This is a genomic window from Qipengyuania proteolytica, from assembly GCF_019711565.1.
Lineage (GTDB): Bacteria > Pseudomonadota > Alphaproteobacteria > Sphingomonadales > Sphingomonadaceae > Qipengyuania > Qipengyuania proteolytica.
This window is the reverse complement of sequence record NZ_JAIGNN010000001.1, coordinates 1719496-1744078: the sequence shown is the minus strand read 5'-3', so window position 1 is coordinate 1744078 and position 24583 is coordinate 1719496. Positions and strand designations below refer to the sequence as shown.

Annotated in this window: 17 protein-coding genes; 4 read left to right on the top strand and 13 right to left on the bottom strand. The window is 64.8% G+C overall.

The window, feature by feature from the left end:
* Positions 1-40: 40 nt before the first annotated feature.
* Positions 41-538, top strand: coding sequence for a group I truncated hemoglobin (locus tag K3172_RS08430; RefSeq protein WP_247717973.1), 498 nt, complete (start codon positions 41-43; stop codon positions 536-538).
* 206 nt (positions 539-744) lie between these two features.
* On the opposite strand, the gene K3172_RS08425 is transcribed toward K3172_RS08430, so the two are convergent.
* The 4 genes from K3172_RS08425 to K3172_RS08410 form a co-directional block, all read right to left on the bottom strand.
* Positions 745-2091: an efflux transporter outer membrane subunit gene (locus tag K3172_RS08425; protein ID WP_221588729.1), complete on the bottom strand. Its 1347-nt coding sequence runs from the start codon at positions 2089-2091 to the stop codon at positions 745-747.
* Positions 2092-2105: 14 nt separating this feature from the next.
* On the bottom strand, positions 2106-5210 hold the full coding sequence (locus K3172_RS08420; RefSeq protein WP_221588727.1) for an efflux RND transporter permease subunit: 3105 nt from the start codon (positions 5208-5210) through the stop codon (positions 2106-2108).
* The gene (locus K3172_RS08415; RefSeq protein WP_221588725.1) at positions 5200-6291 is read right to left on the bottom strand and encodes an efflux RND transporter periplasmic adaptor subunit; all 1092 of its coding nucleotides are present in this window, start codon (positions 6289-6291) and stop codon (positions 5200-5202) included. The genes K3172_RS08420 and K3172_RS08415 overlap by 11 nt, the downstream gene beginning before the upstream one ends.
* A 278-nt stretch (positions 6292-6569) precedes the next feature.
* On the bottom strand, positions 6570-7307 hold the full coding sequence (locus tag K3172_RS08410; protein WP_221588724.1) for a sulfite exporter TauE/SafE family protein: 738 nt from the start codon (positions 7305-7307) through the stop codon (positions 6570-6572).
* Positions 7308-7367: 60 nt separating this feature from the next.
* Between K3172_RS08410 and K3172_RS08405 the strand changes: the two genes are divergently transcribed.
* Positions 7368-7985, top strand: coding sequence for a GNAT family N-acetyltransferase (locus tag K3172_RS08405; protein ID WP_221588722.1), 618 nt, complete (start codon positions 7368-7370; stop codon positions 7983-7985).
* 17 nt (positions 7986-8002) lie between these two features.
* On the opposite strand, the gene secA is transcribed toward K3172_RS08405, so the two are convergent.
* Both secA and K3172_RS08395 read right to left on the bottom strand, forming a co-directional pair.
* Entirely contained in the window at positions 8003-10762 is a 2760-nt protein-coding gene (gene secA / locus K3172_RS08400) for a preprotein translocase subunit SecA (protein ID WP_221588720.1), read from the bottom strand.
* Between the two features lie 99 nt (positions 10763-10861).
* Entirely contained in the window at positions 10862-11134 is a 273-nt protein-coding gene (locus K3172_RS08395; protein ID WP_221588718.1) for a hypothetical protein, read from the bottom strand.
* A gap of 87 nt (positions 11135-11221) precedes the next feature.
* Here K3172_RS08395 and argJ point away from each other — a divergent pair, with 87 nt between their 5' ends.
* Both argJ and K3172_RS08385 read left to right on the top strand, forming a co-directional pair.
* The gene (argJ, locus tag K3172_RS08390; protein ID WP_221588716.1) at positions 11222-12448 is read left to right on the top strand and encodes a bifunctional glutamate N-acetyltransferase/amino-acid acetyltransferase ArgJ; all 1227 of its coding nucleotides are present in this window, start codon (positions 11222-11224) and stop codon (positions 12446-12448) included.
* Positions 12449-12477: 29 nt separating this feature from the next.
* Positions 12478-13245 carry an inositol monophosphatase family protein gene (locus tag K3172_RS08385; protein WP_221588713.1) on the top strand — a complete coding sequence of 256 codons (768 nt, stop codon included), beginning with the start codon at positions 12478-12480 and terminating at the stop codon, positions 13243-13245.
* On the opposite strand, the gene trxA is transcribed toward K3172_RS08385, so the two are convergent.
* The 7 genes from trxA to K3172_RS08350 are packed head-to-tail and all read right to left on the bottom strand — an operon-like array spanning position 13242 to position 24580.
* Positions 13242-13562, bottom strand: coding sequence for a thioredoxin (gene trxA, locus K3172_RS08380; protein WP_221588711.1), 321 nt, complete (start codon positions 13560-13562; stop codon positions 13242-13244). The two genes, K3172_RS08385 and trxA, sit on opposite strands and share 4 nt — an antisense overlap.
* Complete coding sequence (gene addA, locus K3172_RS08375) at positions 13544-17104, bottom strand: double-strand break repair helicase AddA (protein ID WP_221588709.1); 3561 nt, start codon at positions 17102-17104, stop codon at positions 13544-13546. The genes trxA and addA overlap by 19 nt, the downstream gene beginning before the upstream one ends.
* Positions 17101-20106, bottom strand: a complete 3006-nt coding sequence (addB, locus tag K3172_RS08370) for a double-strand break repair protein AddB (RefSeq protein ID WP_221588707.1) — start codon at positions 20104-20106, stop codon at positions 17101-17103. Before addB ends, addA begins: the two co-directional genes overlap by 4 nt.
* A complete protein-coding gene (locus tag K3172_RS08365) occupies positions 20099-20821 on the bottom strand; it encodes a nucleotidyltransferase family protein (RefSeq protein ID WP_221588705.1) in 723 nt (240 codons plus the stop codon). Before K3172_RS08365 ends, addB begins: the two co-directional genes overlap by 8 nt.
* On the bottom strand, positions 20818-21807 hold the full coding sequence (locus K3172_RS08360; protein ID WP_221588703.1) for an aminoglycoside phosphotransferase family protein: 990 nt from the start codon (positions 21805-21807) through the stop codon (positions 20818-20820). Before K3172_RS08360 ends, K3172_RS08365 begins: the two co-directional genes overlap by 4 nt.
* Positions 21804-22241 (bottom strand): tRNA (adenosine(37)-N6)-threonylcarbamoyltransferase complex ATPase subunit type 1 TsaE, encoded by a 438-nt coding sequence (tsaE, locus tag K3172_RS08355; RefSeq protein WP_221588701.1) that lies wholly within the window; start codon positions 22239-22241, stop codon positions 21804-21806. Before tsaE ends, K3172_RS08360 begins: the two co-directional genes overlap by 4 nt.
* A complete protein-coding gene (locus K3172_RS08350) occupies positions 22238-24580 on the bottom strand; it encodes a PAS domain-containing sensor histidine kinase (protein WP_221588700.1) in 2343 nt (780 codons plus the stop codon). Before K3172_RS08350 ends, tsaE begins: the two co-directional genes overlap by 4 nt.
* Positions 24581-24583: the final 3 nt, after the last annotated feature.

The following is a 24583-nucleotide window of genomic DNA, read 5'->3' as shown; positions in this document are numbered from 1 at the left end:
GCCTTCCACAATGATCCTACTCCCACTCGCACTCCTCGCCATGCAGGACACTCCGCCCCCAGAAGTCGACTGGGACGAGGAGTTCGGCGTCGAGGAAAGGGTCCGCAACCCTGAGACCGGCGAGTTTCCCGTCGACCCCTACGAACAAGACAACAACAATGCGGGGGCGCATCCATTCGCCGGCACGAACATGGCGCAAGCCTTCGGGGGACAGGATGGGATCCGTCGCATAGCCGAACGGGCGGTCGAACTGTCACGTCAGGACCCGCGGATCGCGGAGATCTTCGTCGCTCACGACATGGTGCGGCTTAAGCGGACGCTATTCGAACAGTTCTGTTACATTCTGAACGCCGGTTGCGACTATACCGGCCGTGACATGGCTGCGGCGCATGAAGGCATGGGCGTGCGCACCAGCGACATGAACGCTTTGGTCGAGAATTTGCAGCAGGCGATGCAGGAAGAGGGCATACCATTCTCTGCACAAAATCGACTGCTGGCCAAACTAGCGCCGATGTCGAAGAACGTAATCGGGAATTAGTCCCGCAGTGAACGCAAGGCAGGTGCTGAGCGTTCGCAAAAACCCATCAACGAGATCATTGTCGCCCCCCTTTTGCCGGCAACATCAGTGAGTACCAAGATCGCAAAGCTGCCGGCCAGCCTTCAAGCCCCACAAGAACCCCCGGAATGTCCGGAATCGGGGCGCAAAGCGGACGTGGTAGCTCAACTTATCCCCGCTCAAGGCTTTCACTCACTATTGGCACTCGCTGCTGCAGAATGCAGCGCTATGTATGCCGTTGCCAGATCGGCTTGGTTATCGAGCAATGATTGGCGACTGGCGATTAGTTGGCGTTGCGCATCAAGCACGTCGAACAGCGAGGCCAATCCCTCTCTATAAAGCGCGTTGGACTGACCTAGCGCGGTTTCGCTCTGCTCGATCGCTTCAGCCAGCGCGTCGGCACGTTGGCGGTAGGCGCCAATCGCGACCAGCGCGTTCTCTGCCTCGCCAAGCGCCAGCAGGAAGGCTTGGCGGTAGTCGGCGAAACTGGCATCGAGCTCGGCTTGCGCAGCCTCGACCTCGGCGCGACGCCGCCTCCCGTCGAACAGTGGCAGGTCCAGCGCAGCGCCGAGTGTGGCAAGGAAACTGGAGAACAGCTCGTCGAGCGAACCGTCGCCGATAAGGATCGAACCGGGCACCACGAGCGAGGGGCGCAGATCAGCCTGCTCGATGCCGACCTGCGCGGTGGCGCCGGCAAGCCGGGCCTCGGCGGCGAGCACATCGCCGCGGCGCCGTAGCAAATTGACAGGCCCCCCGATCGACGGACCGGCGGTATAGTCGGGAATCGCATTATTCCCATCTGCCGACGCCGGAACGTCGAACGTTCCCGGCGCTTCGCCGAGCAACACGGCAAGAGCATGTTTTGCCTCGGCACGTGAGACCTCGATTAGACCTAGCCGGGCCTGTGTCTGCGCGAGGTCGGCCGCCGCGCGGCGCACGTCGAGATTAGCCGACAGGCCGGCCTCAAACCGCAAAGTGACGATCCGCAGCGTTTGCCGCTGCAGTTCAGTCGATTCCTCGAGCAACGCAAGCTGGGCGCCGGTCCGGCGATATTCGACATACTGCGCTGCAATCGCTGCTGCGACCAAGCGTCGCCGGTCTGCTTGCAGATAGCCAGCTTCGGCATAGCGCGCGGTGGCAAGACGAATTTCGGCACCCAGCCGTCCCGAAAGGTCGGGATCGAAACTGCCGAAGAGACCACCGCCTGCTGTAAAGCGCGTACCTTCATCACCAGTTTCGACGCCAAGATTCGCCGAGCCGCCGATGGTCGGAAGGCGATCGGCTCGCTCAGCGCGCAGCAGCGCCTCGGCCGCGCGCAATCGGTCGCCGGCGGCGGCGATATCGAGATTGGCTGCGAGGCCGCGCGCGATCATGTCGTCGAGGATCGGATCGGAAAAGGCTCGCCACCAAAGCTCATCAAGCCCTGCAGCCGGCAAGTCGGCGGAATATTCCGTCGGTGCTGCCACAGAGATATCGGGCACCTCAACATCGGTACTCGCGCAACCGGCGATCAATAGCGCGCAGGCCGCGAGCATGATCCTCCCAACGATCATGCCGGCGCCATCGTCATATCTTCGTCGACGTCATCGATCTCTTCCTGCAATTTTGCCAGATCGACGCTGCGCGGCTGCCCGAAGCGCGCAATGCCGAGATAAATAACCGGGGTCAGGAAAAGCGTGAAGAAGCCCGCTATGCCGAGACCGCCGAAAATGACCCATCCGATCGACTGGCGCGCCTCCGCCCCGGCACCGGAGGCGAGGATCAGCGGAACCGCCCCGATCACGGTCGAAATCAGGGTCATCCCGATCGGGCGCAGCCGGATTGCCGCCGCTTCTTCGGCAGCCTCACGCACGCTGCGCCCCTGGTGGCGTAGCTGGTCTGCGAATTCGACGATCAGGATACCGTTCTTGGCCATCAGTCCGATCAACATGACCAAGCCAATCTGCGAATAGATGTTGAGCGAGACGCCGGATACAAACAGCGCGAGGATCGCAGCAGCGAGAGCAAATGGCACTGTACACAGAACGACGAGTGCACTGGTCAGGCTTTCGAACTGTGCGACCAGCACGAGGAAGACGATCACCAGCGCAAAAAGATATGTCATCAGGACGTCGTTCGATGTTTCCTCCAAGCTCTCAGCCTCGCCTTGGAGGAGCAAATCGATGTCCTCCGCCACGGATTCCGCGGCGAGGCGTTCGATTTCGTCAACCGCGTCCTGTAGCGGGATACCTTCAGCAATGTTCGCCTCAAGTTCGATCGCCCGCCGTTGTTCTGTGCGGTCCAGTTCGGCAGCCACCCCCTGTTCCACGATCCGGGTGATGCTCGACATCGGCACAAGTCCCACGTTCTCGGTCCGGACGTATAGATTTCGCAGGTCAGAGGGATTGGTCACCGCGACCGCTTCGGAGGTGAGGAAAATCGGGACCGCTTGGTCATCAACATTCAGGTCTACAATATCATCCCCGCCAATCATCGCGCGCAGGGTCTGAGCGACATCGTCCAGATCGACGCCGAGATCGGAGGCACGCTGGCGATCGATTTGCACCGATAGCTGCGGCTGTGTGGGCTGGTACGAGATATCGGGATTGGAGAGAATTTCCGAACCGGTGTCGATCGCATCGCTAAGCGCCAATGCCGAACGGTAAATGTTGTCGTATTCGCCTCCGGTCAGCGCAACCTCGATATTGCCGCCGCCTCCGCCGCCGAAACTCAGCGTGCCACGCCCGCGGGCATTGGTTCGCGAGCCCGGAATTTCGCGAAGAGGGTCGTTCAACTCCTCGACAATAGCGCTCTGGCTACGATCGCGATCGCTCCAGTCGGCAAGCTGCGCGGTAACGCGAACCCGGTTCGGATCGTAGCGGCCGACGATGGAGAAGGTGCTCTGGATTTCTCCGCTGTCGAGATAAGGCTGGAGCACGACTTCTATTTCGTCGAGCTCGCGGTCCATGAAGTCGAGCCCGACGCCGTCGGGACCTGTTGCATCGACTTCAATGACACCGCGATCCTCATCCGGAACCAATTCGGAATCAAGCTGGAGAAAGAGCAGGCCAGTGATCGCCGCCATCGCAACCGCACTGCCGACCAAGATTCGGCCATGATCCAGGCATCGACGTAGCAAGGCGGTGTAATGCTCGCGCAATTTCGCGCCGATGCGGGTTATCCGATCCGACCCCTCATTGCCGCTCCTGAGGTCGAACTTGGCCGCCAGCGCCGGGACCAGCGACAGCGCGACGAAGGAGGAAATGATTACCGCGACCGAGAGAACGAAGCCGAATTCGCGAAACAGCCGTCCCGCTTCAGAAGGGAGAAAGCTGATCGGCAGGAACACCGAGACGAGAACCGCCGTCGTCGCGATCACGGCGAAGAATACCTGCCGAGTGCCGACTACCGCCGCAGCGCGTCTTCCGAGACCCTTGTTTTGGAGCCGCTGCGTGTTTTCAAGAACGACGATCGCGTCGTCGACGATCAGGCCCGTCGCGAGAACCAGCGCCAGTAGGGTCAGCAGGTTGATAGAGAACCCCATCAGCCATATTCCGGCTAGCACGCCGATGAGCGCAACAGGGATTGTGGTGCTGGGTATCAAGGTCGCGCGCCAGGCGCAGAAGAACACCAACATCGTTCCGATCACCACGAGGATGGTGAAAACGAGTGTGATCAAGACTTCGCGAACCGAAATCTCGATGAAATCGGCATCGTCCGACACCACACGGATATCGAGGTCCTGATATCGCGCCGCCACCCGATCCACTGAGGCGCGGATTGCATTCGAGATCTCGATCGTGTTCGAACTCGCCTGACGCACAATGCCGAGACCTACGATCGGGCGACCATCGAGGCGCACGAAGTTCGTTGCATCGGCCGGGGCTAAGGTCACTTCGGCGACATCGCCCACTCGAGTTGTCCCGGCGATGATTACCTCTCGGATGAGGTCGGGTTCGGTCGCGCTCGCATTGGCGCGTACAACGAGTTCCTGCGATTCAGACCGGAAGGAACCAACCGGTACATCGTATGGTGCGCGTTCGAGCGCGGAGGCGACATCGCTCATGGTCAGCCCAAACCGGTTCAAACGGGCCGGATCGACCGACACGCGCATCTGCAACGCCCGCGTGCCGAACTGGTCGATGCTCGCCACACCCGCGGCGGTCAGCAATTCGGGGATCACGTCGTTCTCGACCACCCGAGTCAGTTCGGCCTCACCATATCGATCGCTCGATACCGCGAGCACCATGATCGGCTGGGCATCGGCATCGGCCTTTACGATGTTGACCTGTTCGACCCGATCGGGGAGGTCGCGCGTCACGCGGCTTACGGCTTCGCGCACATCCGAAGCCGCAGTATCAAGATCGACCCCGGGATTGAACTCGGCACGGATGCGTGTGTTGTTTTCTTCGCTCGACGAATTGATCTGGCGTACGCCGGTAACGCGTGCGACGGCATCCTCGAGAACGCTCGTAACCTCGCTGTCCATCGTTTCGGGCGCCGCGCCAGGTAGCGAAGCAGAGATGGAAACAATGGGTCGATCGACGTTGGGCAATTCCCGCACCTCGATCCCAGCAAACGCGGCTAGGCCCGCGATAACGATAAGGAGGTTGAGCACCCCGATCAGCAGCGGCCGCTTGACCGCGAGCATCGGCAGGTCGGACTTACCGGCCATCGTTTTCGTCGCCGGCCGCGGAAGGTTCGCGCAATTCGACCTCGGCTTCGGGCGCTGCGACCGGACGCACCAGGCGGATGGCTTGCCCGTCGCGGATTTTCTGGACGCCTTCCACAATCACTCGGTCGCCCGCTTTCAGCGCCCCGTCGACCAATGCAAGCCCGTCCCGGCGAGAAGTGATCGTCACTGGGATTCGCGCCGCTTTCCCTTCGCGAACCACAAACAAGTATGAACCCTCGCCGCCCCATACGATCGCCTCTTCGGCAACCGCGGCGCGGGTGGCGTCGTTTTGAATGAACATCACGCGGAAGCTCATACCGGGGCGGAAGCGGTCGCTCGAATTGGCGATCGCAGCTCTCACGATGAAGTTGCGGGTATCGCTAGAAACACGGGAATCGGTCGAAACAATGCGTGCCTCGATCGGATTGTCGGGATCGGAGAAGGCAGCGACCTGCACCGCTTGCCCCTCGCGCAAGGTCGTGAACACTTCTTCGGGTGCCGGGAAGTCGATGTATAGACGGCTGCGCTGGTCGATCTGTGCGATCGGCGTAGCATCGCTCACCCGGTCGCCCGGGTCGATCTCGGTCAAGCCGATATGACCCGAGAATGGCGCCCGGATCACCCTATCGGCAAGCTCGGCCTGCGCCTGCCGCAGCGCCACCTGCGCTGAGGCCAGGGCGGTTTCACCTGCCTCGATCTGACTTTCGGAAATCGCACCCGTATCCTCGATCCGTCGGTAGCGGCCAAGCAATTGCTCGGCTTCGAGTACCTGCACTCGCGCGGAATCGACCGCCAATCGCTCTTGCCTTGCATCAAGCTGGAGTAGCGGTTGGCCCGAGCGCACGAAGTCACCCGCCGAAAACATCACAAGGGTCACGCGGCCTGCACTCTCGGGATAAATCTCGGCTGATGTCACAGCACGCGCTGTGCCAATTGCTTCCACCTGTACCTTGTCAGGCAGGAAGCGAACGTTTTCGGCCACCACCGGGACCGCTTCATCCGTGCGCTCGCCCGGATCAGACGCACATGCAGCAAGTAATACCGCACCCCATAAGCTGAGCGATCGTTTCAAAAAGGCCATTGCCCCTCCCGTAAGGAAGTGGGCCAGTTAGCAAAAGCTAATTGCTACGCGAATTTACTATCACTGTGATCGTGAAGATTTCTCACTTGAGAATGACTGCTTTCAGGAGATGCCGACGACCCAGGGAATGTCCGATTTGGGGGCGCGAAGCGGACGTCTAGAGGTTAGACATCACCTAAGGGATGAGGCAGATTCTCGTAGCGCATTTTGGGGCGGTTAGACAAATTTTTCGGCAGAGTTCCGCCATCGTTGCGCCCCAACTCGGGGAGTCACTTTCTTCACATCTGCAGCAACAGGCGTCCGCCCACCCAAATGGTGAGTGCGGCGGTGCCGAGGCGTATCCAGCGCTGCGGCAGGTACTTGAGCGCCAGCAAGCTGCCGATCTGCCCGCCGACAGCGACGGCGATAAGCAGCGGCAGGCCGAGGTCGACAGCGGCGGCAAGGCGCCCTTCCCCGCCCTTCAGCACCTGTCCTGCCAAACCGAACAGCGAATTGACGAGGATGAACAGGCTGGCCGTCGCCGCGATGGCACGTGCCGAATCCCAGCGGACGAGATGCAGCAGCGGGGCGAGAAATATTCCCCCGCCGATGCCGACCAGTCCTGCCAGATAGCCGAGGGGGATCGCCGCTATCGGCAAGTAACGCGCGGCCCTGGCAGGTTCGCCGCCGCTTTCTCCGGTCGGCAGCATCAGGCCAAGACCGGTCAGCACCAGGCTCGCGCCGAGCAACGTCAGGAAGCTGGCCTCATCGATGGGTGTGAGGCCACCGACGAGTGCTGCCGGTGCGGCAAGTGCGGTCAGCAGTGCGGCCTTGCGCCACGGCGTGACGCCTGCGCGGGCAAACCTGACCGTGCTTCCCGCAACGACGACGATGTTGCAGGACAAGGCCAGCAGCGGGAGGATGCGATAATCGACGCCCGACAGCGCAAGGAGGGCGTTATAGGTCGACCCGCCGCCGAAGCCGACGCTGGCGTAGAGAAGAGCGGTGACAAAGAACGCGGCGATCAGGAGCGGCATGCGGAACGCCTAGACCGCCTCCGCCCTGCCAGCTAGCCTGCAATAGGGAGAAGAGGGGCCATGGACGCAGACGATATCCTATTGGGCAATGGCCTGACCCGCGCCGGGCCGGCCGAGGCCACACGGCTCGGTGACATTACCGCCGATGCCTTCCGCCACGATCCCTTCAACCACTGGCTGTTCGGCAATTTCGCCGGAATCAAACACCTTTTCCTCCTGCAGGCCCGCCGGATCTACTCACAGCGCGGCTATTGCTACACACTCGGCGACCAGGGTGCCTGCATGTGGATGATGCCGGGCGGGGATTCGAGTTTCAGCACGGGGGACTATGTTGCGTTCGCGCTCCCCACTTTGTTCAAATGCGGGCCGGGCGCGGTCAAGCGCGGTATCCTGACCGGCGAGGCGATGGACAAGCGCCACCCGACCTTCGCGCACGCCTATCTGTTCAGCATCGGCCTCAGGCAATCGGCGCAGGGCCAGGGTTTCGGTCGCAGGCTTATCCAGCCTGTGCTCGACGCATGCGACCGCACGGGGACGATCGCCTACCTGGAAAATTCGAATCCGGCGAATACGGGCTTCTACGCCAGCTGCGGGTTCGAACCGATGGGGGAGCCCATCGTCCCTGAGACAGGCGCTCCGCCGCTGGTTCCGATGGCGCGGCAGCCCCGCCGCAGCTAGCGACGGGGCCGCGAAGCTCAGGCCCGGGCCGAGATGGCGCCGTGGCAGTGCTTGTACTTGTTGCCAGACCCGCACGGGCACGGTGCGTTGCGACTGATGTTCAAGCTCGCATAGGGATTGTCGCCCACAGATCCGCCCGGCCCCACTGCGGCACGCGGGCTGCCGGCGAACGAGCCGAACATGGCTTCGCGGGTTTCCGAACCATCCCCGTCATTCGAGTTGTCAAGACCGGAGAGCGGATCGATGTGACCGGTCAGGAAATCCGGCAGTTCGGGCAGGTCGATCGGCGGGAGCGGCTCCGGCTCGCGCAGTTCGATGCGCAGCAGCTTGTTGGTCACCGTCTCGCGCAGCTTGTCGAGCATGCTCTCGAACAGCTGGAAGGCTTCCTGCTTGTATTCGTTGAGCGGCTGCTTCTGCGCATGGGCGCGCAGGCCGACGACCTGGCGCAGCGCGTCGAGCGTGGCGAGGTGGTCCTTCCACTCGTGGTCGAGCTCCTGCAGCAGTACGCTCTTTTCGATGCGGCGCCACATGGCCGGATCGCCCGAAGCCAGCTTGCCCTCCATCGCCTTGTCGGCGGCTTCGCGCAGGCGTTCCTCGATGAGCTCGGGCTCGACTGTCTCCTCCTCGAGCCAATCCTCGATCGGGAAGGTCATGCCGAGAACCTCTTCGGCCTTTTCCTTGAGGCCTTCGACGTCCCACTGCTCGGGATAGGAGCCCGGCGGGCAGGCATTGCCGACGATCGAATTGATCGCATCATGGCGCATGTCGATCACGACATCGTCCACCGCCTCGCTGTCCATGATCTCCGCGCGCTGTTCGTAGATGACCTTGCGCTGGTCGTTCATCACATCGTCGTATTGCACGACCTGCTTGCGGATCTCGTAATTGCGCGCCTCGACCTTCTTCTGCGCGGTTTCGATGGCCTTGGAGAGCCACTTGGAGCCGATCGCCTCGCCATCCTCGAGATTCGAGTTCATCATGCGGGCGAACAGCGTGTCCGGACCGAAAATGCGTAGCAAGTCGTCTTCGAGGCAAAGGTAGAAGCGGGAAAGGCCAGGGTCGCCCTGACGGCCCGAACGGCCGCGCAACTGGTTGTCGATGCGGCGGCTTTCGTGGCGCTCGGTACCGAGAACGAACAGGCCGCCCGCTTCCAGCACGCGCTGCTTTTCGGCTGCGACCTCTTCCCTGATCCTGGCGATTGCGGCGTCCTTTTCGGGACCATCGGGCATGTCGCGCAGTTCGTCATCGATCCGGAAATCGACGTTGCCGCCCAGCTGGATGTCGGTGCCGCGACCGGCCATGTTGGTGGCGATGGTCACCGCGCCGATACGCCCTGCCTGCGCCACGATATGCGCCTCGCGCTCGTGCTGGCGCGCGTTCAGGACCTCGTGCTCCACGCCTTCCTCCTTGAGGAACTCGCTGAGCATTTCGGACTTCTCGATCGAGACGGTCCCGACCAGCACCGGCTGGCCGATCTCGTTCTTCTCGCGGATCGCCTTGGCGATGGCTTTGAACTTGTCCTGCGTGTTCTTGTAGAACTCGTCGTCCTCGTCGATGCGCTGGACGGGGACGTTGGTCGGGATTTCGACCACGTTCATCTTGTAGATGTCCCAGAATTCGGCTGCCTCGGTGGCGGCGGTACCGGTCATGCCCGACAGCTTGGGATACATGCGGAAATAGTTCTGGAAGGTAATCGAGGCCAGCGTCTGGTTTTCCGGCTCGATCTTGACCCCTTCCTTGGCCTCGACCGCCTGGTGGAGGCCGTTCGACCAGCGGCGGCCATCCATCATACGGCCGGTGAACTCGTCGATGATGACGACCTTGTCGTCCTTCACGATGTAGTCCGTGTCCTTCTTGAACATGTGCACGGCGCGCAGCGCCTGATCGAGATGGTGGACGACCTGGGTGTTCTCGACGTCGTAGAGGTTTTCGGTTTCGAGCAGGCCCTTTTCGATCAGCAGCTTCTCGACTTCCTCGGTGCCGTCCTCGGTCAGCTGGATGTTGCGCTGCTTCTCGTCCTTCTCGTACCACTCCTCGGGGAAGGTCTTCACCACTTCGTCGATGGCGATGTAGAGGTCGGACTTGTCCTCGGTCGGGCCGGAGATGATCAGCGGCGTGCGCGCCTCGTCGATCAGGATCGAGTCGACTTCGTCGATCACGGCGAAGTTGAAGGGGCGCTGCACCATCTGGCTGCGCTCGTGCTTCATGTTGTCGCGCAGGTAATCGAAGCCCAGTTCGTTGTTGGTCGAATAGGTCACGTCGGAGTTGTAGGCTTCGCGGCGTTCGAACTCGTTGAGGTTCGGCACGATCACGCCGACCGTCAGGCCGAGGAACTTGTGCAGGCGGCCCATCCATTCGGCGTCGCGCCGGGCGAGGTAATCGTTCACGGTGACCACGTGGACGCCCTTGCCTTCGATGGCGTTGAGGTATGTCGCCAGCGTCGAGACGAGCGTCTTGCCCTCGCCCGTGCGCATTTCGGCGATCTCGCCGCGGTGGAGCACGATGCCGCCGACCATCTGCACGTCGAAGTGGCGCATGCCGAGCACGCGGACCGATGCCTCGCGCACGGTAGCGAAGGCTTCGGGCAAGATATCATCGAGCGTCTTGCCATCGGCCAGCTGCGCGCGGAACTTGTCGGTCTGCGCGGCGAGCTCTTCGTCGGTCAGCGCCTGGATCTGCGGCTCGAGCGCGTTGATCTGGTTGACGATCTTGCCGAGCGACTTGACATAACGGTCGTTGGACGAGCCGAAGACGGCCTTCATCACGGAATTGAGCATGGAACGGGGTGCCCCTGAATCTGTACGGATGGTCTATAGGGAGAATGCCCGCGCACGCCTGTGGTGCCGGGCATCGGAATCTGTCGGCGGTGCCGGATCCTATTCGAAGGCGCGGTCGGGTCCGAACATCACTGTCGGGATGACAACCGTTACCGTCGACGACGGGCGACAAGGCGCAGTTTTGTCGGCCTTTGCCTTCTGCTCCCGCTCACGCGGCGAACATGTCGAGGTTTCGCCCTTGCCGGGCTGGTCCGCCTTCTGGCTCAGTTCGAGCGCGGCATCGAGGGCCCCTGCAACACTGGCATGCGCAGGCGCTCCGACGGCGGCGAGGCCGGAAATGAACGCAAGGCAGGCGAGCAGACGTTTCAACATCGAACCCACCAGATAAGCCTTTGGCGGCGGTCCGTCCAGTCCGCTTCCCCGTTTACCCCGCGCCCAAGACTTCCTATCGGCGCATGGATGGATCTCGAACGCTCCCCGCTCGCCCGCCCGTTCCCTGCTATGCCCCGGATCGAGGGCGTCACGCTGCGCGTCGCGCGGGCGCAATACAAGACCTGGGATCGCTGCGACCTGACGCTGGCCGAACTCGCACCCGGCACGGCGGTGGCGGGGGTCTTCACGAAGAGCGCCTGCGCCTCCAGCGAGGTCGAACTGGGCCGCAAGAATGTGCAACAGGGCCGCGCGCGGGCGCTGGTCGTCAATGCAGGCAATTCCAATGCCTTCACCGGCTACCGCGGACAGGAAGCGGTCGAGCAGATCATGGCGCAGGTCGCCGGGGCCCTCGGGTGCGAACCGGCTCAGGTCTTCGTTTCCTCCACCGGCGTGATCGGCGTGCCCCTGCCCAAGGACAAGGCGCGCGCAGGCGTTGCCGCAGCACTTTCGGCGGAGCCGTGCGGGTGGGAAGATGCGGCGAAGGCCATTGGGACGACCGATACCTTCATCAAGGGCGCCACCGCCTCGGCCATGCTGGGCGCAACGCGCATCGAGCTTGCGGGCTTCATCAAAGGCAGCGGTATGATCGCACCCGATATGGCGACCATGCTGGGCTACGTCTTCACCGACGCGGCGGTGGTGCCGGCTTTCCTTCAGGAAATGCTGTCCAAGGCGAACGACGCCACCTTTTCCTGCATCACCGTCGACGGCGACACCTCGACCAGCGATACGGTGCTGCTCTTTGCGACCGGGGCGGCGGGCAATGCGCCGCTATCCTCGTGGGACAGCCCGGGCGCGGACGCCTTCTATGCCGCCCTGCTCGAGGTCTGCCGCGAGCTCTCCCACCTCGTCGTCCGCGACGGCGAAGGCGCACGGAAATTCATCGAGATTGCCGTCACCGGTGCGGCGAGCAACTCCAGTGCGCGGCGGGTAGGCCTCGCGATCGCCAATTCTCCGCTCGTGAAGACCGCCATTGCGGGCGGCGATGCGAATTGGGGCCGTGTGGTCATGGCCATTGGCAAGGCCGGCGAACCGGCGGACCGGGACAAGCTCTCGATCGGCTTCGGCGGTACCTGGGCGGCAAAGGACGGGCAGCCGCTGGCCGACTACGACGAGGCTCCGGTGGCGAGGCACCTCGAAGGGCAGGATATCAGGATCGACGTAGACCTTGGCGTCGGCACCGGGCGGGCGACCGTGTGGACGTGCGACCTCACCCATGGATACATCTCGATCAACGCCGATTACCGCTCGTGACGACCCTCGATCGCCATATCCGAGGGCTTATGCAGCGCGTGAGCGAGCAGGCGATCCTGCCGCGTTTTCGCAACCTGTCGGGTGGTGAAATCATCGAGAAGGCCGAGGATGACCTCGTCACCATCGCCGACCGGGAGGCCGAAACGATGCTCGCCGAGGGTCTCGCGCAGATCGACCCCTCGCTCACCATTGTCGGAGAAGAAGCGGCTCACGCCGACCCGTCGGTACTCGAATACCTGTCAGGCGATTGCTGGATCATCGATCCGATCGACGGGACGCATAATTTCGCACATGGCCGTGCCCCTTTCGGGATCCTGCTCGCCCGCGCTGCGGGTGGCATCGCCCGCTCTGGCTGGATTTACGATTGCGTATCGGGACGGTTTTGCAGCGCTCATCGCGGCGGCGGAGCCTTCGTGGAGGGCCAGCGGGCCGTTTCCCGCCCCACCGGCGAGACCCCGCCGGTTGCGGCGATTTCAGTGATATTCCTCGATCCCGCGCGCCGCGAACAGGTCGCCGAGCATATCGCGCCGCATTACCGGACGGTCGAGACGCCGCGTTGTGCTGCGGAGCAGTATCCCCGCCTCGCGTTGGGGCAAAACGATGTCTCGTTTTTCGAACGCACGCTTGCCTGGGATCATGCTGCAGGCGCGCTCTGGCTGGAAGAGGCTTGCGGCCGGATCGCTCGGCCCGATGGCTCAGCCTACCGGGTGGATGAGTGGGATCGCCCCGGCCTTATCGGCGCGGCGAGCCCGGCCCTGTGGGACGAGCTCGCCGAACTCTACGCTAAACTGGATTAAAGTTCGCCCTCGAGCCACTGCTTGAGCTGGCCCTTGGGAGCCGCGCCCCGCATGTGCGCCGTCGCCTCGCCGTTCTTGAACAGGACGAGATAAGGGATCGACTGGACGCCCATGCCGCCCGGCACTTCGGGGTTTTCCATGATGTCCATCTTGGCGATGGTCACCTTGTCGCCCAGTTCCTCGCTCAGTTCCTCCAGCGCGGGGGCGATCATCTTGCAGGGGCCGCACCAGTCGGCCCAGAAATCGACCAGCACGGGCTTGTCGCTTTCGAGCACATCGGCCTTGAAGCTGGCATCGGTTACGGCGGTGGTGGCCATGGATTGTCTCCTGAAATGTCGTCTTGCGCGTCAATCTGGTGACGCGCGGTCAGTTGCTCAACGGACGGCAGGGCAAAGCTTTCCTGCCGCGCCGCAAACGCGCTCTTGTAAGCCGCAAGCCGCTCGGGCGGCAAGGCGATCAATTGCGGGGTCTGGGTATAGAGGACGGCAGCCCGAACATCCCGACCCGGGTAAATGACCTCCAGCGCCGCGACATAGGCAGCCATCTGCTTCATCGTCGTGTCGGGCACGCCATCGAGTCCACTCGGCGGACGCCGGGCGGTCTTGAAGTCGACCACGGTCACAGCCTCGGCCGTCACGAGCAACCGATCCGCGGTGCCCATCACAACCTGCCCCTCGACCGTTGCAGCGAGCGGGATTTCCGCCAAGGCAGCGGGGCCGAAGATTTCGGAGAAGGCGGGTTCTCCAAGCACCGCCAGCGAGCGGTCGAGCATGTCCTCCCGATCCGCATTGTCGAGATCGGGCGCTTGCCGTGCGAGCCATTCCCGCCCCCGCTCCACACGCACATCGCGGGCGACCTGCGGCAGGCGTTCGAGCAAGGCATGGATCAGCGTACCGCGCCGCGCAGCTTCGGCCGCATGCGAAGGTGGGAGCGGCGGGTCACTGCCTTCCACTTCGCCGAGACCCGAAGGCGCAAGCGGACGCGGCGGGCGGGGTTCGGGGCCAACCGGGCGCTGCGCCCAGTCGGGCAGCTCGGGCCTGTCGGCTGCTATGGCACCGCCCTCAGCCGGGACGGGAGGGCCGAGAGAGCCGATTTCCCACCGTGCGTCCCAGATGTCGTCGGCCAGACCCTCGTCCTCGTCGAACAGCGCGCGCAAACGCGCATACCAGCTGTCCTCATGCGGGCCGTTCTTCGCGTCGCGCGGGCCGAGCGAGCCGCCGATGAACAGCGCCTCCTCCGCGCGGGTCATGGCGACATAGAGCAGGCGCCAATGCTCCTGCATCGCCTTTGCCGTCTCGCGCTCGTCGGCGAGCCGCACGGTGCCCACCTTCTCTTCCTTCGTCAGCCCGGGAAGCGGCACGCTCTGCCCGGTTTCGCTGCCGAGAGGCTTATGCTCGAGCTCCAGGTCCCCCGCACCGTCAGGCCTGATCGCGGCATCGGCGAGGATGACGATCGGGGCTTGCAGACCCTTCGAGCCATGCACGGTCATCACGCGGACCTGATCGCCGCCCTCGCCGGCCTCACGCTTCAACTCGCCATCGCCCGCGTCGAACCAGCGGATGAAGCCCTGCAGGCTGGCGACATGCGCGCTCGCATAGGCATTGGCCGCGTTGAGCAACTCGTCGATCGGATCGTTCGCCTCGCGCCCCAGCCGCGCGACCAACTTGCGCCGCCCATCCATCGGGCCGACGAGGATCCAGTGCAGCAATTGCTGCGGACTGTCGTAATCGGCGCGCCGCAGGATTTCGCGCAGGCTGTCGACTGTTGCGCGCACCAGAGGCGCCTCGCTCTCGCGTAAATGCTCCCACAACCGCGTGCCTTTGGGCCGATATCCGTGGTCGAGCAGGTCCTGCTGGCTCCAGCCGACGAGCGGCGAAACCAGCAGGCTGGCGAGCGTCAGGTCATCGAGCGGCTGGGCAGCGAAGCGGATCGCCGCCATCAAATCCTTCACCGCAAGCGGATTGCCGAGGCGCAAGCGGTCGACGCCCGCGACCGGCACGCCGTGGCGATAAAGCCGCGCGACGATCAGCGCGGCAAGCTCGCGTCGCTTCTGGACCAGCACCATGATGTCGCCTGCCGTGGCCCGGCGCGGGGTGTCACCCTTCGACAAGGTGAAACCGTCCCCGTCGGCGTCGAGCCACGCCTTGACCTGCCGGGCGATCTTGTCCGCCAGCTTGCGGTCATGGCGCGCGAGCCAGCCATTGCTCTCGTCGCCCTCCTCGTCCTCGCCCTCGGCGACGCGGACCTCCTTCCACAGCGTGACGATACCGGGCTTGTCGCTGCCGACATGGGGCTCGTCGCGCTGCTCGAGGCCGAGCCCATCATGGCCGATCGCATCTATCGCGCGGTCGACGAAATCGAGCACGATGGCATTGGTGCGATAGCTGCGTTCGAGGCCGTATTCCGCAAGTCGCCGCGCGGTCGCGGCGGCGCGCATCGATTCGGCAGCAGCCGCGGTCGCGTCGATCCGCTTGCGGAACCAGTCGCGCGCCTCGCGGAAGTTCTCAGGGCTGGTGCCCTGGAAGCCGAAGATCGCCTGTTTGTAGTCGCCCACGGTGAAGATGGTGCGCACGGCTTGGCCCTGCGCGCCCTCGCCCGAAAAGTAATCGTCGGTAAGCGCCTTGATGATCGACCACTGCGCGCGGTTCGTATCCTGCGCCTCGTCGACGAGTATGTGGTCGAAGCTGCGGTCGAGCTTGTAGCGGATCCAGTCGGCCATCGCGCTGTTCGACAGGAGCTGCGCGGCGCGGGCGATCAGGTCGTCGAAATCGACCAGCCCCTCGCGCTCCTTCGCCGCCTGCCAGGCGAGCGCGAAAGTGCGACCCGCTTCGAGCTGCGGGCCGAGGAAGCCGGCAAGTTCGAGTAACGCCTTGCGCTCGCGCACCGCTGCCACGGCCTCTGAAATTTCTTCCTGCTTCCTTCCGAAGTCGGGATCGTTCTTCTCGGCCCCCTTCATAGAAGTGGGATTACCGTCCTGCTTCAGGATGCAGTTGCGCTGCCGAAACCCGTCGAGCTGTTCGAGCCGCCCTGCCGCGTCCCTCGCCAGCCACTCGTTGATGAACGCTCGGCTCGTTTCGGCAGACTTGGTGTTCCAGCCTTCGAAGGCAGGAAGCATTGCGCGGAGGGTACTAACCGGAAATTCTGCATCCGAACACGCATCGGCGACCCATCCCCCGTCAGCATCGGCCGGAATGCCCAGCAAGCCGTGAACCCGCGCTGCCATCGGCGGTTGCCAGCTTCCCACGCCTCGCCACAGATCCAGATGTTTCGCGCAGCGCATCAGCCACCCGCGCACCTCGTCAGGGCCCTTGCGCCGGCTCATCTCGGCGACCGCGCCGACGAAGCGCGGATCGCCCGCCGCGAGCAGATCGCCCAGGATTTCGCGGCTGAGGAGATCACGCTCGCGGTCTTCCATCGGGCGCGAACCGGGCAGCAGGCCCGCCTCTCCGGGGAAAGCTGCCAGGAGGTATTGCGCGAAGGCGTGGATCGTATCGATCCTGAGGCCGCCGCCCGGGCAATCAAGCACACGGGCGAACAGCGCGCGGGCCCGCGATCTTGTATCGGGGTCGACCGGCGCGCCGAGGTAACCGAGCTCCTCCGCCAATTGCCCGTCGTCCATCCGCACCCAGCGCGCCAGCACTGAATTGACGCGCACCGCCATTTCCGCCGCGCCCGCCTTGGTGAAGGTGAGGCACAGAATCTGAGAGGGATCGGCACCCGGTTCCAGCAGCAGGCGCAGCACGCGCGCCGAGAGCACCTGCGTCTTACCCGTGCCCGCGCTCGCCGAGAGCCAGACGCTGTCCTTCGGATCGACCGCCGGACGCTGTTTGCCCTGGAGGGGATACACCTTTCCGCTCATAGCGCGCGGTCCCCATCCTGCGTGGCGATCCACTCGTCGAGCCGCATCAGCTGGTCGTAGGTGTCATAGGCCGGATAGTCCGGGTTCTCCCGGGCGAGGAAGGGGTCGCTGCCCGTGATGTAGCGAGTGATCGCGAGCGTCAGCTTCTCGGCCGTCAACGGCAGGAACTTCTCCGGCTCGACGCCGGAGCGCTTGCTCCCGACCTTGAGCGGGACTTCGACATAACCGAAGCCGTGCGGATTATCGTCCTTCGCCTTGCCGAGCGACCAGTATTCATAGGCACCCGGCTCTCCCGGAAGATTTTCGAACCCGTGATGTTCGGCGATCAGCCCGAGAACACCGAGTTGCAGTGCGAACCCATGCTCGACCATCGCGGCGCTCGGAGGCTGGCCGGTCTTGTAGTCTATGATCGCGAGTGTCCCGTCGGCCAGACGATCGATGCGGTCAGCACGGCCATGCACCTCCACACCTTCGAATTTCATCGCGCCCTTTTTCTCAACCGCTACCACCTCGCGATCCTGCGCGCCCCCGACCTCACCTTCGATCCAGCGCAGCGCCGCCTCCAGCCGCGGGGTCCACAGCCCGCGGGTCAGCGCATCGGCATTCTCCTCGTCGAGGACCTGCGCCATGATCGGGGCCAGCGGTGCGGCAGGATCCCTTTCCCTCGCTTCGTGCCAGCGTTGCAGCATGAGGTGCGCGACATTGCCCTGCCACAGCGGGCCGGGTTCGGCATCAAGGCCATCGAGATCGGACAAGCCGAGGATTTTCTGCGCGTAGAACTGGTAGGGATCGCCGAGCAGGCGATCGAGCGCGGTCGCGGAAATGTCGACATTGCGCTGCTTTGCCGACGGTTCGGGCGCGGGTCGCGGATGGGGTTCGACAGGCTCGGCCTGCGCCATCGCTCTTGCCAGTTCGACCGCAGCGGTTTCGCGGGTGGCATCGGCCTGTCGCCCGAGCAGGGCCTCGACCCGCAGCAGGAACCGCGAGGGAATCGCGGGGCCGCCTTCGTCGCGTTCCGCGCGGCTGAGCACCACTTCGGGCGCCCCCAGCGCTCCCGCGAGGTCATGCGCGGAGAGGCCGATCCGGAAGTCGGCTCCCGGCACGCCCAGTGCGCGGAGGATAGCCGGCGCCAGCAGCGCATCGACCGAACCGCGCGCTGGCCAGGTCCCCTCGTTGAGGCCGGCGCAAATTACGAGGTCGGCCCGGTTCATGCGGCTTTCGAGAAGGCCGAGTACCTGCACCCGCGCATGGCCGCCATAGGGTGGACGCACCGCCACCTGCTCCATCGCGTCACGGAGGGCAATCGTTGCGTCGTCGCGGCTCATCGCAAAACCGGCCTCGCGCGCGTGCAGCCGAAGCTCTTCGACGAACGCCGCCAGCGAGCGACCGTCCTCACGGGCCCAGATTTCCTCGCCGCAGAGGGCTTCGCCGGCGACCGCCAAGGCATCGAGCAAGTCCGCCAGTCCAAGCTCGTACGGCAGGGAGAGCAGCGGTGCGAGGACGCCTTCGACCTGTGCAAACCACTCGGCGACCGGCGGATGTCGCTTGCCGAGCCTGGCCGAAACCTGCCGCACCGGTTCGAGCCCGCCCGCCTTGCGGGGCCCGCGCAGCTCACGCTCCACACGGCGCAATTGCCTCAGCCACGCTCCGCGCTCCATGGCCCCATGGACCAGCGGATGGCCGAGCAGCGCCATCAGCGGTACGGGCGCGGCATCCTCCGCAATCACTTCGGCGAGCAGGAGGAGCAAGCGCCCGGCTGCGGTCTGCGAGAGCGGGCGACCGGCGGAATCGTCCGCCACGATGTTCCAGCGCGCCAGATGATGGACGACGCGCCTCGCCAGGGCGCGATCGGGGGTTACCACGGCAACCCTCTTTTCCGGTTCCTCAAGCGCCTGCCGCACAAGCACGGCAATGGCCTGCGCCTCTTCCTCGGGGTTGGCGGTGCTCATCAGCCGCACGCCCGCCAGCCTGCGCTGCTCCGCCGGAAGGTCGACCCAGGTCTTGCTGGCCTCTGGCGGCAGGAAGAGCGAGGCGATCGCATGGCTGCGCTCCGGCGGGGCGGCCGTCATGCCCTTGCGGTGCCACGGGTACACTTCCTCCCGCCGGACCGCCATGCGGTTGAGCAGCAGCTTCATGTGATACTGCGGGTGCGTGACCGCATCATCCTTCGCGAAGGGCGTGTCGCCCGGTTCCGGTGCCGCTCCCGCACGCCCCAGTTCCTGCCAGACGGCGTCCGGCATGCCGAGATCGAAATCGGGCAGGATTACCGCGCCCTGCGGCATGTCGGCGATCACCCTGAGCAGCCGCGCGAGCGATGGCGCCGCGCTGGTGACCCCTGCCGCGACGATCGGGCTGGCGGGCGGGTTCGCTTTCCACGAGCCCGCCGCATGGTCGAACAATCGATTGCGCCGGGCTGCGGCATCGATCGCGCCTACCTTCGCCAGATCGCCGAGCCACAGCTTCTGCACCGCCGCGAACACCCGAAGGCTTTCCTGCCAATGCGCCGACAGATCGGGATAGATGCCGGTGACCGCATCATCGAGCAGGGCACCGGGATCGACGTCCTCGACCAGCAGGCGATCCATCGTCGCGGCAGTTTCGCGCGCCAGCCGCAGCAGTGTGGCGCCCTTGGGCGCCTCGTCGCCCATCACCTCTGCGAGCACCTGCGCCAGGGCGAAGAGGCGTCGCTGCGGATCGACCGCCGGGGGAATGTCGGCCGCGCCCAGCGGGTCGAGCAACGGGCCAAGGGTTTCGTCGAGATCGAGATCGCCGACTACCGCCATGCGCGGCATCAGCAGGCCGTGCTGGCCATTCTCGCCCGCGTGGCGGATGAACGCCTCCGAGACCGTCCGGCGCGCGCGGCTGCTCGGCAGCAGGAGCGTGAGCCGTGCCAGCCCCAGATCGCCATCCGCATAGCGCGGCACCAGCCCGGCGACGAGCGCATCGGCGAAGCCCCGGTGCGCGGCGATCGAGTAGATGTTCGGGGCCGGGCGTTCAGCCACCCCGGAGCGCCTCCTCGGTGGGCGCGATATGGGCGGGCGTGCCCACTTCGTACCACTGGCCGGTGAAGGCAAGACCGTACAGCCGGCCTTCCTCGATCGCGCGGTCCCACAGCACATTGGTGGAGAACTTGCCCTCGGGCGCGTCGCGCAGCAGGCGGTGCGATACGATCTGGATACCAGTGTAGATGAAGGGCGCGATCCGGTCCGGTTTCTTGCGCGTCAGGCGGCCGGCGCCATCCATGTAGAAGTCGCCCGTCCCGTCGAAATTATGTGCGCGCGCGTGGGTCACGACGAGCAGCAAGGCGTCCATCGCGTCGGGGTCCCAGCGCGCCGAAAGGTCGGCAAAGGCATTGCGCGGGCCGTCGAGCCATATGCTGTCGGCGTTGCAGGCGAAGAACGGGTCGGGCAGCGCCCCCGCATCCACCGCCTTGACCATGCCGCCACCGGTTTCGAGCAGCAATTCCCGTTCGTCCGAGAAACTCACGGCCGGTGCCTTGCGCGGCCCCACGTGCGCTTCGATCGCGTCGGCAAGGTAGTGGACGTTGACCAGCGCCTTTGCGACCCCGGCTTCCTCGAGCCGGTCGAGCGCGCGATCGATCAGCGGCTTTCCGGCGACCCGCACCAGCGGTTTTGGGGTCGAGGCCGTGAGAGGCCGCATGCGCTTGCCCAGACCTGCCGCCATCAACATGGCGGTGTCGGAAACGAGTGTGCTCACCGGACCTCGCCACCGAAGCTATCGCGAATGTCCTGCGGGATATTGGCGGCGAACCAGTCTGCCACCGGGGCCATCGCCGCATGGGCAAGGTCGCGTTCCATCGCTTTCCAGACGCGCGGGATCATGCCGAGATAGCGCGACTTGCCATCCCGCTTGTAGAGACGGGTGAAGATGCCGACGATCTTGGCATTCCGCTGCGCCCCGAGGCGGGCGTAATCGGCCTCGAAATACTCGTCGGGTCCGGCAGCGGCGCGATAGCGACAGAGCATGTCGTGCTCGAGGTCTTCGGACACGTCGCGGCGTGCGTCCTGCAGCAGGCTGACGAGGTCGTAGGCCGGATGGCCCACCAGCGCGTCCTGGAAATCGATCAGCCCCTGCGCACCCGCGAGCTTGCCGGGTTTGAGCAGCATGATGTTTTCGGCATGATAATCGCGCAGGACCGTCACGCCCGGATCTTGCCGCGACAGCAGCGACGTAAGGGCATCGTCCCACGCGGCACGCCAGCCTTCGAGATCGACCTCCAGCCCCATCGCCGGGCAATACCATTCGGTGAACAGGTCCACCTCGCGGCGATAGACGGCCATGTCATAGGGCTCGAAGGGTCCGGGTGGCAGGCGGTGGAGCTGCACCAGAGCTTCGATAGCCTGCGCGTAAATGTGCTCCTCGTGGTCCGGATGGTCGTCGATCCATTCGCGCATCCGGTGGTCGCCGAAGTCCTCGGTAAGCACCCAGCCCTGCTCTGCATCCTCGGCGAGGATCGCAGGCGCGCGCATGCCGTGATCGTTGAGCCAGTGCGCGACATGCAGGAAGGGGCGCGGGTCCTCATGTGGCGGCGGGGCGTGCATCAGCATGGCGCTGTGCCCGGCCATGCGCAGGCGGAAATACCGGCGGAAGCTGGCGTCGCCGACGAGCGGGGCGATTTCCGCCCCCTCCCATTCTGTATCGCCAAGGAACTGGTGAATGCCTTCCGGCAGCGCGTCGCTCATGGCCAGCGGCTTTGCCAATTCTCGCCAGCGGTGACAACGGCCTCGCGCCCCTCGCCCACTTTTTCGAGCGTAATGGAGAGGCAGCCTGCCTCATGCGCGAAACCGCCCGCGTGGTCGGGCCATTCGGCAAGCAGCACGGCCTCTTCGCGATAGTCGTCGAGGCCGAGTTCCTCGACCTCCGAGGGATCTTCCAGCCGATAGAAATCGGCATGGACCAGCGGGAGGCGCAGGCCGTCGTAGGTCTCGATAATCGTGTAGGTCGGCGACGGGACTTCGCCGGCGTGGCCGAGGGCCGCGATGATCGCGCGCGCCAGCGTCGTCTTGCCGGTGCCAAGGTCGCCGGTCAGAGCCACGACATCGCCCGGCTGCAGCAGCGCGGCGATCCGCGCACCGAATGCCTCCATTGCGGCAAGATCTGGCAGCGCGACGCTCACGGGAGCGTAATAGTGGCGGTCGTGCCGGCATTGCGGCGGCTGTGGATCTCCAGCTTGCCCTCATGCGCCTCGATCAGCTGGCGTGCGAGCGGGATGCCCAGCCCCTGGCGGCGCTCGATCCCCTTGCCGTCCGCCGACATGCGAATGCCTTCGAGCGCGCGGGCGAGCTCGTGCTGGTTCATGCCCTTGCCATTGTCCGAAATGACGATCCGCGTCTCGCCGCGCGCCTTGCCGATGTCGACGAGGATGCGGCCACCCTCGGGGGTATTGCTGATGGCGTTGTCGAGCAGGTTACCGATAGCGCGGCGTAGTTGCTGGGGATCGGCGGTGATGACCTTGCCGGATCCTCCCTTGAGGTCGAGCGTCAGCCCGCCGTCGACGATCCGCTTCTCCTCGGCGCGCACGATCTGGGTGATGAAGGGCAAGAGCTCGATCTTGGTCTTGCGCAGCGGCATCAGCCCGGCCTCGCTTTGCGAGAGGTCGAGAACATTCTCGACCTGTTCGGTCAGCTTGCCGACCGACAGCGTGATCGCCTGCACATACTCGGTCGCCTGCGGACTGAGTTCACCCGCGACGCCGCTCGACAGGAGCTCAGCGAAACCGCCGATGGAAGTCAGCGGGGTGCGGAACTCGTAGCTCATGTTGGCGAGGAAGCGCGTCATCACCGCATCCGCCTCTTCCAGTGCGCGGTTGCGTTCGCGCAGCGCCTCTTCGGCCTGTTGCGACGCGGTGACGTCGAGCACCGTGATAAGTCCGTTGCCATCGGGCAGCGGGACCCCGGCGAAATCGAGCGTGCGCCCATCGGCCAGCTCGATGCGGCCCTCGCGCTTCTTGCGGTCCAGCGTGGCGGAACGGATCGTGTTGCCGACCAACGAGATTGCCTGTGGATCGGCGAGATTGGCGGCAATGGCGTCGAGCAGAGCTTCAGCCTGAGGGTGGCCGTCGAGAACCTCGGGATCCACGCCCCACGCCCCGGGAAAGCCGCGGTTCCACAGCTCGAGATGGCCATCCGGCGCGAACACCGCGAGCGCTTCGTAAAGGCTGTCGAACGTTGCGGTGCGCGTGCGCAGCAAGGTGTCGCGCATGGCCGAGAGTGCCAGCTGCTCGGTCCGGTCCTCGGCGATCATGACGAGGCCGCCATCGGGAAGCGGCTGCGCGACGATCCGAAGGTGCGTGCTGTCCGATAGGGGCCAGGCTTCCTCGTGCGGCTCGTCACGCTGGAACCAAGCAGCCAGCTCATTGCGCCAGGAGGGGAAGTCGCGCACCTCGGGGATGCGGCCCGCCTCGCGCGCGATGAGCAACATGTGCTCGAATGTCGTCCGGTCGTTGACCACACCCGGCGGCAGCGAGAAAACGCGGTGGAACGGCTGGTTGGCGAAGGTCATGCGATGTTGGGCGTCGAACTGCGCCACCCCGATCGACAGCTGGTCGAGCATCGAGCGCTGGGCTTCGCGGAAGGCCCGGAACTCGCGCGCCTGCTCCTCCATCTCCTCGATATCGACCGCGTATCCGGCGATCCCCTCGCCGACCAGGGGCAAGTCGGTGACGCGGATCGTGCGCCGGGCATTGTTGATCGTGGCCGACACGATCCGCTCGATCGGCTGGCGTCGGTCCGCGGCCTGCTGGGCGACCTGCGAGGCGCTGCGCCCGCCCACCGTCTCGACCAGCTCCACCTGCTTGGTAACGACCTGGTCCGCGCTTTCTGCGCCGACCGCGTCCACATAGGCGCGGTTGACCAGCCGCAGCCGCATGTCCGCGCCGCGGAACCACATCGGCATCGGCGCAGCTTCTATAAGGCCCACGAGCGCGCCGAAATCATCGCGCGCGCGCGCGGCCTCCTCACGCAGCTGCGCAAGCTCCGTCTGGCTCTCGCTATAGTCGAACACCCAGACCAGCGCCGCACCGATCGGGGATACCGCAGGATCAGCCAGCGTACCATTAAGCGTCAGCGCCCGTTCCGAGCCCGGAACTGTGATCGACATCCGGAAGGGCTTGGCGGTCTTCTGCGTCCGGCGGACCTTGCGGGTCAGTTCCTCGACCTGCGCCTCGTTCAACCCGCTGCCGTCGATATCGCTCAGCTCGCTGAGAAATTCGGGCACCCTGGGCAGTCCGAGCCAGCGCGCGAAACGGTCCGGCGCCTCGATCCGCCCGTCGGCCCGGACCAGCAGCGGGATCGCGGGTGATTCCTCGAGCATGCGCGACAGGCGCAGCGCGGCCTTGCGGGTGTTCGCAGACCGCTGCTCCCGCGTGCTGGCGCGCAGCATTACCCAGACCGCCGCGACGGTCCAGACGGCAAGCAGCAGGCCCATGACGGCCAGCAATGCGGGCGAGGAATCCATTAC

What these genes read in the sequence shown, in the direction of transcription:
- K3172_RS08415 (WP_221588725.1), bottom strand. Translation starts at nt 6,291, where the DNA reads ATGGCCTTTTTGAAACGATCGCTCAGCTTATGGGGTGCGGTATTACTT.
- K3172_RS08405 (WP_221588722.1), top strand. Translation starts at nt 7,368, where the DNA reads ATGGACGCAGACGATATCCTATTGGGCAATGGCCTGACCCGCGCCGGG.
- secA (WP_221588720.1), bottom strand. Translation starts at nt 10,762, where the DNA reads ATGCTCAATTCCGTGATGAAGGCCGTCTTCGGCTCGTCCAACGACCGT.
- K3172_RS08360 (WP_221588703.1), bottom strand. Translation starts at nt 21,807, where the DNA reads ATGAGCGACGCGCTGCCGGAAGGCATTCACCAGTTCCTTGGCGATACA.
- K3172_RS08395 (WP_221588718.1), bottom strand. Translation starts at nt 11,134, where the DNA reads ATGTTGAAACGTCTGCTCGCCTGCCTTGCGTTCATTTCCGGCCTCGCC.
- K3172_RS08425 (WP_221588729.1), bottom strand. Translation starts at nt 2,091, where the DNA reads ATGCTCGCGGCCTGCGCGCTATTGATCGCCGGTTGCGCGAGTACCGAT.
- K3172_RS08430 (WP_247717973.1), top strand. Translation starts at nt 41, where the DNA reads ATGCAGGACACTCCGCCCCCAGAAGTCGACTGGGACGAGGAGTTCGGC.
- K3172_RS08410 (WP_221588724.1), bottom strand. Translation starts at nt 7,307, where the DNA reads ATGCCGCTCCTGATCGCCGCGTTCTTTGTCACCGCTCTTCTCTACGCC.
- trxA (WP_221588711.1), bottom strand. Translation starts at nt 13,562, where the DNA reads ATGGCCACCACCGCCGTAACCGATGCCAGCTTCAAGGCCGATGTGCTC.
- K3172_RS08350 (WP_221588700.1), bottom strand. Translation starts at nt 24,580, where the DNA reads ATGGATTCCTCGCCCGCATTGCTGGCCGTCATGGGCCTGCTGCTTGCC.
- K3172_RS08385 (WP_221588713.1), top strand. Translation starts at nt 12,478, where the DNA reads ATGCAGCGCGTGAGCGAGCAGGCGATCCTGCCGCGTTTTCGCAACCTG.
- addA (WP_221588709.1), bottom strand. Translation starts at nt 17,104, where the DNA reads ATGAGCGGAAAGGTGTATCCCCTCCAGGGCAAACAGCGTCCGGCGGTC.
- K3172_RS08420 (WP_221588727.1), bottom strand. Translation starts at nt 5,210, where the DNA reads ATGGCCGGTAAGTCCGACCTGCCGATGCTCGCGGTCAAGCGGCCGCTG.
- argJ (WP_221588716.1), top strand. Translation starts at nt 11,222, where the DNA reads ATGGATCTCGAACGCTCCCCGCTCGCCCGCCCGTTCCCTGCTATGCCC.